Below are 12463 nucleotides of genomic sequence, written 5' to 3'. Positions count from 1 at the left end.
TTAAATGGGCAGATTTATACCTAACTACTTTCGATACTTTGCAAATGGCAATTATTGCTAGTAGCTATACATTTTTAGGCTGAAAAGTTACAATTCCGCGCATTAATGCATTAAGCCGTGTTTTATTAGGAAGCAAAATTGACAATTACGATAAAAACCCCAGACGAAATTGAGAAAATGCGTGTAGCCGGCCGTTTAGCTGCCGACGTGTTGCAAATGATTGGTCCCCATGTGAAAAAAGGGGTGACCACTGATGAGCTAAACCAAATTTGTCATGATTATATTGTCAATGAACAGCAAGGTATTCCTGCACCTTTAAATTATGGACACCCCCCTTTCCCTAAATCGATTTGTACGTCAGTCAATCATGTGATTTGTCATGGCATACCATCAGATAAAAAACTTAAAGATGGTGACATTGTAAATATTGATGTAACAGTCATTAAAGACGGGTATCACGGTGATACATCAAAAATGTTTGTGGTCGGTAAACCAAGCATTTTGGCAGAACGTTTAATCAGAGTGACTCAGGAAAGTTTGTATAAAGGCATTCAACTGGTAAAGCCTGGCGCGCGCTTAGGCGATATTGGTCATGTGATCCAGCAGCATGCCGAGAAACACAATTATTCGATTGTTCGCGAGTATTGTGGGCATGGCATTGGAGCAAACTTCCATGAAGAGCCGCAAGTTGTGCATTATGGACGTCCAAATACCGGTGTAGAGCTATTAGAAGGCATGTGCTTAACCATTGAACCTATGGTCAATGCAGGAAAACGCTACTCCAAAATACTGCCTGACCAATGGACTGTCGTCACCAAAGATCGCAGTTTAAGTGCACAATGGGAACACACGTTATTAGTCACAAAAGACGGAGTTGAAATCTTGACTCTGCGAGATGATGAAACGATCGACAGAGTGATATCGCACTAGATCTCATTGTTTTACTTATTATGAATGATTATGACTAACGTGATTTAGTTATTTGCTAAGCACTTTAGGTTATTAGACACTTTGTAGATTCAAAGTAACACCGAATAGATAGATTCAAGTTTCATTGTCCTTTACTAGCTTGTTTTTGAGGTATCTCGTTTGTCATTAGACCAGCTCATAGAAAATATCCAAAAAATTACTGATATCAATGACATTCGCAGTTTCAAAAAGTGTGTGAGTGACAGTTATGATTGGTTGTCGCAAGAATTCACTAAAGTACCGGTAGATAAGCTGGTACATGATAGGGCTGTTTTCATTGACAAGTTATTAATTAAAGCATGGGATTTAGGTGGGCTAAACGAACAAAAAGGGCTAGCACTAGTGGCGGTGGGAGGCTATGGCCGAGGTCAACTACAACCCCATTCTGACGTAGACCTACTGATTCTTAGTCACAAAACCATTAATGCAAAAGTTCAAGAAAAAATTAGTTTATTCATTACCCTATTATGGGACATCAAATTAGATATTGGACAGTCTGTTCGAACCATTAAAGAAACGTTTAGTTTAGCCAAATCCGATACCACTATTGCAACAAATCTAGTTGAATCACGATTGTTGGTGGGTTGCTCAGATAGTTTTGCAACCTTACAAAGCAAAATCAAAAGTAAAAGTTATTGGTCTAGTAAAGACTTTTTCACGGCCAAATATGAAGAACAAAAAGAACGCCACAGCAAATTTAACGATACATCTTATAATCTCGAACCGAATGTCAAAGAAAATCCTGGCTGTCTTCGCGATATTCAATCTATTGGCTGGGTAGCAAAACAGCATTTTAATGTGTGGAACGGACACGAACTAGTTGAACATGGCTACTTTACTGAAAGTGAATGGGCGGAGTTAATCGAGTGTCGTTCACATTTATGGCAAATTAGATTTGCACTGCATTTAATCTCGGGACGCAGTGAGAATAGACTTTTATTCGATTATCAGACCGATGTAGCTGAACGACTTGGTTACGGTGAAGGCAAAGAAGCTGTTGAAAAAATGATGAAATCATTTTTCCGAACCGTGCGTCGTGTGTCAGAACTAAATGTCATGCTTCTTCAGTATTTCAAGCAAGATATTCTCGAGTTGAAGGTGAAAAACCTGCAGGTTATCGATGATAATTTTGAGTTATCCGATGGTTTGATTAACCCGCGGGAAGAAGATGTTTTTAAATCTCCAAAAGATATTCTGTCATTTCTACTATTGATTGCTGACACACCAGATTGCACTGGATTACATTCTGGCTGCTTACGACAATTGCGTAATGCTCGCAGGAAGTTCAATACTCAATATTATTGTGAAATTCCCGAATGTCGCGAGTTGTTTATGCAACTAATGCGGCATCCAAACTTTTTTGGACTCGGTTGGGATTTAATGCATAAGCACGGTATTTTGCAATCCTACTTACCCCAATGGGACCACATTGTGGGCATGATGCAATTCGATCTTTTCCATGCCTATACTGTGGATGAGCACACCCATCGCTTGGTTAAATATGTTCATAGTTATCATTGCGACGACAATATCGAGTTTCCACGCTGTAAAAAAATCGTGAAAGAAACAGATAAGCCTGAACTACTTTATTTGGCAGCTATTTTTCATGATATCGGTAAGGGTCGTAATGGCGATCACTCAGTATTAGGTGCGGCAGATGTCGTCACATTTTGTGAAGCACACGGTATTGATGGAGAAGATGCCGAACTGATTCGATGGCTAGTGGAGAACCATTTGTTGATGTCCGTAGTGGCACAACGCAGAGATATTTATGATCCGGAAATTATCGGTGACTTTGCACGTGCAGTTAAAAGTCTAAATCATCTCAAGCATTTGTATGCGCTTACCTTGGCAGATATTCGCGCCACCAATAATAATCTTTGGAATGATTGGAAAGCATCATTAATTCGCGAATTATATTTGTTAACTCAAAAAGCCTTAGATAACGGCTTACAATGCGGCGTGACTTTATTGGAAAGGGTCAACAAGCACCAAATTGAAGCCCGCGAAATGTTGAATAAACATGGTATTAGCGCTGCCGATATTGACCATTTTTGGCACCGCTTAAATAATGACTATTTTGCTAGGTTTAGTCCGATGCAACTAGCTTGGCACGCCAAAGAAGTCGCAAAAGCCGCCACCAAAGATGAAAACGCATTAACTATTGCACTAAATGATTCAACCGCAAAAGCGGGGACAGAATTACTCGTTTATGGGAAAAATCGTCCTGCACTATTTGCACAAATTGCCTCGGTGTTAGACAGCCGAAACTGTTCCATTCATGACGCGCAAATTACTATTACTAACGACGGCTATGTATTCGATAGTTTTATTCTGTTAGAACAAGATGGGTCTCGCATTTCTTCCCCTAGCCGCTTGAAAAGTTTGCTAGAAGCTATAGAAGATCAGCTTGCTAAGCCAGGTCGAGAGCACAATAATAGACGTAAAATGTCACGCCGTATGAAGCAACTAGATGTCACCACTAAAGTGCGTTTCTATCAAAGTAGCTCAGATGTCACTATGGTGGAGCTTGAAGCCTTAGACGCTCCTGGCTTACTGGCCAAAGTGGGTCATCTATTTGTAGAGCTTAACTTTACGTTACATATGGCAAAAATTTCTACTATCGGTGAGCGTGCTGAGGATTTGTTCATTATTGCCAATGAACAAGAGCATGCATTAACCACTGAGCAACAAGTTCAACTTAAAAAACGATTAATCCAATTATTAGATCAACCTCCAACTAGCGGTGAAGCATGTCAGAGTTAAAAAACCAAATAGAAGCAGCATTTGAAAATAGGGCGTCGATTACAGCCGCCTCAGTTGACGATGCAACGAAACAAGCAGTAATAAATGCGATTGAATTATTAAATTCGGGTAAAGCCCGGGTCGCAGAAAAAATAGCCGGTGAATGGGTTGTACATCAATGGCTGAAAAAGGCCGTGTTACTGTATTTTCGGATTAATGATAATGATGTAATGGATGGAGCTGAGAGCCGCTTTTTCGACAAAGTTCCGCTTAAATATGCTGACTACACTAAAGCACAATTTGAAGCGGAAGGCGTTCGAATAGTGCCACCAGCAGCGGTAAGAACCGGCTCGTTTGTAGGCAAAAATGTGGTAGTTATGCCATCTTATGTCAACATAGGCGCGTTTGTAGACGAAGGCACTATGGTTGACACCTGGGCCACTGTTGGCTCTTGTGCGCAAATAGGTAAAAATGTGCATTTATCAGGTGGTGTTGGTATTGGTGGTGTTCTAGAACCGTTACAAGCAAATCCAACCATTATTGAAGATAACTGTTTTATCGGCGCGCGTTCAGAAATTGTAGAAGGCGTTGTGGTTGAAGAAGGCAGTGTTATCTCAATGGGCGTATATATTGGACAAAGCACGCGAATTTACGATCGTGAAACCGGCGAAGTACATTACGGCCGAGTGCCAGCGGGTTCAGTAGTTGTATCAGGAAGCCTGCCAAGTAAAGACGGTAAGTACAGTCTTTACGCTGCTGTAATTGTGAAAAAGGTAGACGCTCAAACACGTTCTAAAGTTGGTATTAACGCATTATTACGTGCCGCTGAGTAGCAACAGAAAATTCAATTGTTGAGTCAATAAAACCCTGTAAAACATTTGTTTTTACAGGGTTTTCTTATTTATAAACAAAACAGAACGGCCACCTAGATTGAAACGCGTTTAGATTTTGTTAGATGTGTCTATAAGGTTGTCTAATTCTAGCCATAAATCGTCACATAACCCCTGCCGAAAAGCAGACTTCTTAAAAACCGGATGTTCTTGGCAATAAATATTGAACATTTTAGCATTGTGGTTTTTGATACTAGTGCTTACATTAGCCAATCGGTCGCACACCTTAACGATTAGTCCCAGTTCAGCGTCGCCTTTCACCTCTGCCATTTTTCGATAGGTTTTTGCTTTACGCTCTTGTCTATTATTGCCTGTTTCGTCAGTAATCACTGACACACAAATAGCGACTAATTTACCAAACTGACTTTCAATATCTTCAATGGTAACGGAAGTATCTTCAACAACGTCATGCAAATAAGCAATAACTTCGGCTTCTTCACCAAATGCCCTAGCCTTTTCAGCTACTTGATCTAAATGAAATGAGTATGGATGCTTACCATATTTTTGATCGCCGTGAGATTCAATTGCGAAGTCTCTTGCTTTTTTTATCATGTACGCGTGATTTACTCCCACAAAGTTTGACGTCTTAATTGACTGTAAATATAGAGTTAAAGCGCAAATATTAATATATCGATTTTTAGTATACGGTGATTTCCCGCCAAAAAGATAGCGGAAAAAATAACCATGCACTTTTCAATTAGCTATTCTTTCGCATTTATCTCTATGTTGAGGCAAACTTCTAGACGCAACGTTACTGGGTGATAATCAACTTTGGCAATACCTTTTCTACCCATGGTACTGCTTCTAATTCAGGCTCTAACGTCTCCATAGCATCAATAATCAAAAGATCCGAAACTGGCCGCCCTTGTAATTCGACAAGCAATTCAAATATTTGCTTTCCTGCGCCACAATAACTGTCGCCATAACTACTATCACCTAAGCCAATAACGGCAAATGGTTTTTGTTCCATAAGAGGCATAGTATCGCGCATATCCATGATCAAAAACTCTAAATTAGGTGGAATATCCCCCTGACCAGTAGTCGAGCTGATAAACAGCACAGACTTGGTCTGTTTAAAATCATCAATTGTTGCCTCTGTAAATAGCTCTACATTGTGGCCTTTTTCAGCCAACATTTCTTCCACTTGCTCGGCAACATGCTGAGCATTACCGTAAACAGAGCCAACAAAAATTCCCACGTCTACCATTATGAATTGTTCCTAAGATTGATTAATCATTATTTAAATTAGTAAGATTCTGTATTTGCTTGAGGCTCAAGCCCCATTGTTCTAAAAGGACAGCCAGTCTTATATCAAATTGAGCTGCCAATTTCAGCCGTAATTGTGTTACCGGGTGGCTTATCACCATTTCAGAACAACTAAGTGCTAAACCCTGTAAGTTAAATTGATGGCGCAGAAATGCGTTCTGCTTGCCATCACCATGAGTTGTATCACCTAGAATAGGATGTCTAATATGTGCCATATGCCGACGTAATTGATGTTTTCGTCCCGTAAGCGGCTGTAGCTTTACAAGTGAAAAGCGTGAGGTTTGATACCGCCCTACGGCAAAAGGCAACTCAAATTGCTGTAAACATTGATAATCAGTCACCGCATCTTGTGCAGGTTTGTCTTGCTGTGCCTTTTTGTCTGCAATTTTATCCAGCTTCTCTTTTAGTGGATAATCAATTTGCCCCGCTTCTGGAGAATAACCTCGGACAATCGCGAAGTAGGTCTTACTGACATGCTTATCCGCAAATTGTTGATTTAATGTTTTGGCAATTTCTGAAGACAGCGCAAATAGCAACACACCGGAAGTTGGTTTATCTAATCGATGGACGGGAAATACGTGTTGCCCTAATTGATCACGTAACAATTGCATTGCAAATTGGGTTTCATGTCTGTCAATCATGCTTCGATGAACTAGTAGACCAGCAGGTTTATCTACTGCGACAATATATTCATCTTGATACAGAATATCTAAATGCATGCAACTGGAACACCTTAGTTAAAATATTATTTAGGGTTAGTAAAAATTGAGGATTTCGTTGTCGATTTCTTTTTAAAGCTTACGCAAAACGCTATACTCTGCGGCCTTACATTTTGTATACAGAGCATATTACCGCAACCTGATTATGAGCAAAAACCAAATATCATCAATTAGTGAATTTTTATTACACGCAGGAACAAATTATCGCGTGTTTGATATGGGCAGAACAATTCGCGAAATATCGAGTCAGCAATTCTTAGAGCAAGAAAATGCACAAGCGAAGCCTTCATTCACGAGAGCTCAACACGCTTGGTATGGCATTATTTTCTGGGATAAAACGCGTTCGGAACAACAATATATTTGGTTTGTTAAATTACCAATTGATGAAACTGGGCTGGTCGTTTCAGCCTGTCGCAACCATTTCTTGCAGATTATTGTTGATGCACTAGGATCTGAGCTGCAAGATGCGGATAAAAAGAATGGTCAACTACCTGAAAATCCCTATTCATTTCTACCCAATCAAAATCAATTGGCTGATTTTAATAGTAAGAGTAGAAAAGCGATATCATTAGGTTTTTCTCAATATTATGACGCAGCTAAAACCTATATTGCATCTCCCATGGTAATAGATTGGCAAACCATTGCATTACAAGGGTTAGCTGACATCGTTGCCGATCTTGATAATAACGATATCCAAAACAACATCAGTGAGTATTTTCATGTGTTTCCGGTGCAAGTACAGTATCAATTGTTGATAAGCATGGAGAATCATCCCGTCCCTGACTCATGCACAAATTGCATTATGGCATGGATGCATGAGCATCAAGACGACGCCATTAAATGGCAACATGGGCTAAGAGCGTTTGCTCAAACTACAGGAAAAAAGGCGGTTTCTGAGGCGATTGAATTGGTGTTAAACAGCACATTATCTGACAATAGCAACCTATTGGTTATTATTTCTGGGCGCCTTTGGCATTACCTAGACTCAGAAGCAATACGAATATCATTTTTTGAAAAAGTTGCAGCGGCAGATCCTAGTTTCGCGCTATTCCAAGGCATTTTCCAGGATTTAGTGCAACTACCTGATATCAGAGACGACGTTTTAGCAATGTTAAGGTACCCGAATAAATCGAAACAATTATCTGCCGCGGTAGGTCATTTATTTTCGAGCCATAAAAATCAGGATTAGTAAATGAATATCAATCTTACCGACATACTCGTGTTATTCATTATTGCGGCAATTATGTTTCAATTTTGGCGAATTCGAGCGATATCAGAACAAGCAAAAGTTTATTTAGAAAATTACTGTGAACTCAATGGGTTGCAATTGATAAGTATCGCTCGAAGCAAAACCAGAGTAATCCTATTTAAAGCTAAACTGGATTGGTATACAGAGTTTTCGTTTGAATTTTCCAGCACCGGAGAAGAGCGGTATTTAGGCACGTTAAAAATGCGCGGTCTTAGTGTCGAAAACGTGGATGTGCCAGCATATCGAATTTCCTAATCCATCACGAGCTGCTTATATTCATTTGGAGTTCGAAGTTCTTGATTGCCACACTCACGCCATTAATGATCACCTCAAGTTTATGTGTCCCCGGATAATAAGTGCGCGTTGTGATAGGTTTAATCCCATGGGATTTAGTCAATAATAACACCTCTCCACTTTGCAAAGTAACACGCTTCCATTTAAATACCTTTGCAGATAATTTCCCGTTCGCTTTTAAATGGTGTACGGCAAAATCGATCATTAGTAATTGTTCCTGTTGCGAACAAGTCTCTATTTGTAGCGAAAAGTGCAACTTTGAGCCCAGTTCTAGCACATTTTCTGCGATAGAAAGCGCGACCTTTTTTAGTTTGGGCGGCAAATACCCTTGGCTTTGTAATGCCAGCGGGTGGCCTTGTTTGAGTAACGTGCGGCCGGCATGACGAATTAATTTTTGCCGCTTAGTGCTAGCTCCTTGCGACCAATCAGCCATTACCTGAGCTACAACATCAGGGTGATCTTTAGCAATGTCATTAAGATTGTTTGCCACTGACCGTCTAACGTAATCTTCGCTATCATCTTTAAGATGTTCCAATAACGGCATTATCAGTTGAGGTTGCTGAATAAAAATTGGAAGTTGCATTCCCCAAGGTAGTCGTGGCCGACAGCCTTCTGAGACTAAGCGTCTCACATGGTAATTTTTATCTCCTTTCCATTGCTGAAATTTATTAAGCGTTTTTTCCGGACACGCTAAGAAAAAGTGCCGGATAGCAAATTCTGACGTAAATCGCTTGGTAAAGGCGTGCAACAAAGTCATGGAGGTGTCAAAGTGTGCTTGTCCGTATAAACCGACAAATTCAGCCATTGGCATGATTGCCCACCCTTTTAATCCAATTGCCATATCTGGATCTTGTTTTTTTTCGCAGACTTCCTCTTCGGCCAAGCTTTTTAGCATAATTTCGGCGGTTTGCTCAAAGTCATCAGGCATACCGCGTTTTATCGCTTCTAAAATTTGATTAGAACGTTGTTTTAATTCCAACTTCGCCAAGTTAGCACAAGCAAAAGATAAAAATGCTTCGCGATCAAAAGCAGCATGATGGATTGCAAAATGATTAGCCATTGAAGTAATAAGTTCGATACTAAATAAATTTTTGAGCGGTTCTGGCACGTCTTTTCCACATTACTGAATCAGTTTTTGAATTGATTATTATCTATCATTATTTGCTTCACTGCCTCTCTAAACCAACGTAAAGCAAGATCATCTTCCGTATTTTGATGCCAGTACATATGTGTAGAGATTAACGGCATTTCAAAAGGAATTGGCACAGATACCAAACTAGTATCCAATAACTGAATTGCCAAAGAGCGGGGTAACGTGAGCAAAAATGGCGAGCCTTTTAGCATTTCTTTCGCTGCATAATAATTTTGACAACGTACCGCAACGTTCCGGGTAAAACCTTGCTGTTGCAGCATGATATCCTCTAAAGCCGCACCGGTAGGACGATGTGAAACACTGATATGTTCAGATGTAAAATAGGTTTCCCGGCTTATCTTGTTACCTGAAAAGTCGCCCTGTGCTTGCCCAATAGCATCGCTCAAAGCATGCTGACGGTCTAACAAAATCACGAAATTATCGTTACGTACATTGAGATGACGAATCGGCGGCTTAAGCGGCATAGCCACATCGAAAGCCAAATCAAATTGTCCAGATGCCAACGCTCTAGATAACTGGTTTCGCTCTACTTTTACACTTGCAAAAGTAGCATTTGGTGCAGTTTCGAACAGCATCTTGGCAATACTGGGTAAAATTGCTGGTTCAAGAGCGTCATGCATAGCGATTCGAAAGTGATGCTGACTAGTCGCTGGATCAAAGTCTCCCCATTGCTGCAGAATTTGCCTAAGGCGACTCAAATTATCAATAATCAGTGGTGCCATACGCTTGCAAGCTGGGGTAGGCAGCATTTTGTTCTGACTGCGCTCAAACAATGGATCCTGCAAACAGTCTCGCAACCTTTTCACAGCATGACTTACTGCAGATGGCGTAATATTCAGCCTTTCTGCCGTTCGGGTCATATTTTGTTCCAAGTATAGACTTTCAAATACTTTAAGAAGGTTCAAATCTAACCTTTGGATCTGTTTAATCTCAGCCAATCTCTCACCATGAACTAAATTCATACTAGACTTGAAGTATATTTCATTTTATTCAATGAGCAACTGTGTATATGCTGCTTGTTAATTTAAAACGAGAAGGATTTAACCATGCATTTCGAACATAGCCAAAAAGCCCAGGACTATCTCGCACGTCTTAAAAAGTTTATGCAAGAAAACATTTACCCAATTGAGCGAAAAATCTATGCCGAAATGGAAGAGATCAATCCTACTGGGGAGTGGCAAAAATGGAAATTGCATCCTGATGTTGAAAAGTTAAAACACAAAGCGCGCGAACAAGGCTTATGGAATTTATTCTTACCTGATGCCAAGTTAGGAAAAGGTTTAAGCTGTTTGGAATATGCACCTTTGGCTGAAGAAATGGGACGCGTGCCTTTTTCTCCCGAAATATTTAATTGTAACGCACCCGACACGGGCAATATGGAAGTTCTCTATCACTTTGGTTCAGATGCCCAGAAACAGCAGTGGCTTGACCCCTTATTGGCTGGTGAAATCCGTTCAGTTTTTGGCATGACAGAGCCTGATGTAGCCTCCTCTGATGCGACCAATATGGCGGCCACTATTGAAATCGATGGTGACGAAGCTGTTATCAACGGGAAAAAATGGTGGAGTACTGGACTAGGACATCCAAATGCAAAAGTGACTATTTTTATGGGATTGTCTAATCCTGAAAATGACAGACATGCACAACACAGCATGGTACTAGTTCCCTTAGATAGTAAAGGTATCGAAATAAAACGCATGTTGACTGCCTATGGCGATTTTGATGCGCCATATGGTCATGGAGAAATGCATTTCACTGATGTTAGAGTACCAAAAGAAAATATCATCATGGGCTTGGGCAAAGGGTTTGCAATTGCACAAGGCAGATTAGGCCCAGGTCGTATCCACCACTGCATGCGCGCAATTGGCATGGCCGAAAAAGCCCTTGAACTGGCTATTCTGCGAGGCCAATCTCGCCAAGCCTTTGGTAAACCTTTGATAAAATTAGGCGGTAACCAAGAACGCATTGCCGAAGCACGTATGGCAATTGACCAAGCTCGGTTGCTTACCTTAAACGCGGCGTGGAAGATTGATGCGGTGGGTGTGAAGAATGCAATGACGGAAATTTCCGCGATCAAGGTTGTTGTGCCAAGAATGTTACAAAATGTGGTAGACATGGCAATCCAATTTCATGGTGGTGCAGGCATGTGCAGCGATTTCCCGCTTGCGCGATTTGCCGCCGGCGCTCGTGCACTTAGATTAGCGGATGGTCCGGATGAGGTGCATCAGGGCATGGTGACGCGTATCGAACTCAAAAAGTATGCGAATAATTAAACCAACTGACATGGATAGCAGTTTGGAATAATACGAGTAATAAAAAAATAGTCCTGTATCACTAAAACATATAATTATTGATTCAGGATTATGACCCAGCTTTTAGCACTTTAAACTTACACTTATTACCCAAACTGCAAAAAATTATGCTTACTAGAGTTAAAGGATGAGATGTGACAGCGATTTATTTAATTAGACACGGTCAAGCTTCGTTTGGACAGCAAAACTACGACATGTTGTCTAATATGGGGCACCAACAAGCCCTTTTGTTGGGTAAAGCGTTAGGAGCTCGAATTGGAAAATTTGACAAAGTCTATCTAGGCAGCATGTTAAGACATAAACAAACGTTAGAAAATTGTCTTACTGGCATGGCAGTAGAATATGACGAAACCAGTTGGCATATTGACTCAGCTTGGAACGAATATGATCACAATGACATCATTGCGCAAATGGGACCTCAGTTTGCCGATGCACCATCGGTCAAAAATTGGTTATTAACTCAACCTAACCCTAAAGCAGCATTTGAAAAGCTGTTTAACGATGCTATGAATAGATGGATGTCTGCAATGCACTGTAGCGACTATATTGAATCGTGGGATGTGTATCAAACACGAATTAAAGTCGCCTTGGAAAATGTAATTACCAACTGCAAAGGCGCTAAAAAAGTAGCAGTCTTCACCTCAGGGGGGCCGATTTCTGTTGTCAGCCAATATTTGTTAGGGATAGCTGCGAAAAACGTAATGCAAGTTAATTGGACCTTAGTAAATTGTAGTGTGACTAAATTAGTTGCCACTCAATCTCGAGTATTTTTATCAACCTTAAATGAACACAGTCATTTTGAGAGTGAAGATAAAGCCTTAATTACATACAAATAAGCATGTTTACGCCAACCAAAAAGAGATGAA

12 protein-coding genes are annotated in these 12463 nt (G+C 40.5%); 7 read left to right on the top strand and 5 right to left on the bottom strand.

Features of this window, described 5'->3' with window-relative positions; translation table 11 throughout:
• The first annotated feature begins 138 nt into the window (after positions 1-138).
• The 3 genes from map (at position 139) to dapD (ending at position 4547) form a co-directional block, all read left to right on the top strand.
• Positions 139-930, top strand: coding sequence for a type I methionyl aminopeptidase (map, locus tag GLIP_RS08340; protein WP_008844171.1), 792 nt, complete (start codon positions 139-141; stop codon positions 928-930).
• Between the two features lie 159 nt (positions 931-1089).
• The gene (glnD, locus tag GLIP_RS08335; protein ID WP_008844170.1) at positions 1090-3735 is read left to right on the top strand and encodes a [protein-PII] uridylyltransferase; all 2646 of its coding nucleotides are present in this window, start codon (positions 1090-1092) and stop codon (positions 3733-3735) included.
• Positions 3723-4547 (top strand): 2,3,4,5-tetrahydropyridine-2,6-dicarboxylate N-succinyltransferase, encoded by an 825-nt coding sequence (gene dapD, locus GLIP_RS08330; protein WP_008844169.1) that lies wholly within the window; start codon positions 3723-3725, stop codon positions 4545-4547. Before glnD ends, dapD begins: the two co-directional genes overlap by 13 nt.
• Positions 4548-4655: 108 nt before the next feature.
• On the opposite strand, the gene GLIP_RS08325 is transcribed toward dapD, so the two are convergent.
• The 3 genes from GLIP_RS08325 to truC form a co-directional block, all read right to left on the bottom strand.
• Complete coding sequence (locus GLIP_RS08325) at positions 4656-5156, bottom strand: HD domain-containing protein (RefSeq protein ID WP_008844168.1); 501 nt, start codon at positions 5154-5156, stop codon at positions 4656-4658.
• A gap of 199 nt (positions 5157-5355) precedes the next feature.
• Positions 5356-5811, bottom strand: a complete 456-nt coding sequence (locus GLIP_RS08320) for a flavodoxin (RefSeq protein WP_008844167.1) — start codon at positions 5809-5811, stop codon at positions 5356-5358.
• A 22-nt stretch (positions 5812-5833) separates the two neighbouring features.
• Entirely contained in the window at positions 5834-6589 is a 756-nt protein-coding gene (gene truC / locus GLIP_RS08315) for a tRNA pseudouridine(65) synthase TruC (protein WP_008844166.1), read from the bottom strand.
• Between the two features lie 145 nt (positions 6590-6734).
• Here truC and GLIP_RS08310 point away from each other — a divergent pair, with 145 nt between their 5' ends.
• A complete protein-coding gene (locus GLIP_RS08310) occupies positions 6735-7778 on the top strand; it encodes a DUF3549 family protein (RefSeq protein ID WP_008844165.1) in 1044 nt (347 codons plus the stop codon).
• A gap of 3 nt (positions 7779-7781) precedes the next feature.
• On the top strand, positions 7782-8093 hold the full coding sequence (locus GLIP_RS08305) for a DUF3301 domain-containing protein (protein ID WP_008844164.1): 312 nt from the start codon (positions 7782-7784) through the stop codon (positions 8091-8093).
• Positions 8094-8097: 4 nt separating this feature from the next.
• On the opposite strand, the gene GLIP_RS08300 is transcribed toward GLIP_RS08305, so the two are convergent.
• Both GLIP_RS08300 and GLIP_RS08295 read right to left on the bottom strand, forming a co-directional pair.
• Positions 8098-9240 carry a hypothetical protein gene (locus GLIP_RS08300; RefSeq protein WP_008844163.1) on the bottom strand — a complete coding sequence of 381 codons (1143 nt, stop codon included), beginning with the start codon at positions 9238-9240 and terminating at the stop codon, positions 8098-8100.
• Between the two features lie 20 nt (positions 9241-9260).
• Positions 9261-10223: a LysR family transcriptional regulator gene (locus GLIP_RS08295; RefSeq protein ID WP_040522440.1), complete on the bottom strand. Its 963-nt coding sequence runs from the start codon at positions 10221-10223 to the stop codon at positions 9261-9263.
• 108 nt (positions 10224-10331) lie between these two features.
• Here GLIP_RS08295 and GLIP_RS08290 point away from each other — a divergent pair, with 108 nt between their 5' ends.
• Both GLIP_RS08290 and GLIP_RS08285 read left to right on the top strand, forming a co-directional pair.
• The gene (locus tag GLIP_RS08290) at positions 10332-11558 is read left to right on the top strand and encodes an acyl-CoA dehydrogenase family protein (RefSeq protein WP_008844161.1); all 1227 of its coding nucleotides are present in this window, start codon (positions 10332-10334) and stop codon (positions 11556-11558) included.
• Positions 11559-11731: 173 nt separating this feature from the next.
• On the top strand, positions 11732-12433 hold the full coding sequence (locus GLIP_RS08285) for a histidine phosphatase family protein (RefSeq protein ID WP_008844160.1): 702 nt from the start codon (positions 11732-11734) through the stop codon (positions 12431-12433).
• Positions 12434-12463 lie beyond the last annotated feature (30 nt).

The sequence above is a fragment of the Aliiglaciecola lipolytica E3 genome, from assembly GCF_000314975.1.
Taxonomy (GTDB): Bacteria; Pseudomonadota; Gammaproteobacteria; order Enterobacterales; family Alteromonadaceae; genus Aliiglaciecola; species Aliiglaciecola lipolytica.
This window is presented reverse-complemented; position numbering and strand designations above follow the sequence as displayed.

What these genes read in the sequence shown, in the direction of transcription:
- GLIP_RS08305 (WP_008844164.1), top strand. Translation starts at nt 7,782, where the DNA reads ATGAATATCAATCTTACCGACATACTCGTGTTATTCATTATTGCGGCA.
- GLIP_RS08290 (WP_008844161.1), top strand. Translation starts at nt 10,332, where the DNA reads ATGCATTTCGAACATAGCCAAAAAGCCCAGGACTATCTCGCACGTCTT.
- GLIP_RS08310 (WP_008844165.1), top strand. Translation starts at nt 6,735, where the DNA reads ATGAGCAAAAACCAAATATCATCAATTAGTGAATTTTTATTACACGCA.
- GLIP_RS08325 (WP_008844168.1), bottom strand. Translation starts at nt 5,156, where the DNA reads ATGATAAAAAAAGCAAGAGACTTCGCAATTGAATCTCACGGCGATCAA.
- GLIP_RS08320 (WP_008844167.1), bottom strand. Translation starts at nt 5,811, where the DNA reads ATGGTAGACGTGGGAATTTTTGTTGGCTCTGTTTACGGTAATGCTCAG.
- truC (WP_008844166.1), bottom strand. Translation starts at nt 6,589, where the DNA reads ATGCATTTAGATATTCTGTATCAAGATGAATATATTGTCGCAGTAGAT.
- dapD (WP_008844169.1), top strand. Translation starts at nt 3,723, where the DNA reads ATGTCAGAGTTAAAAAACCAAATAGAAGCAGCATTTGAAAATAGGGCG.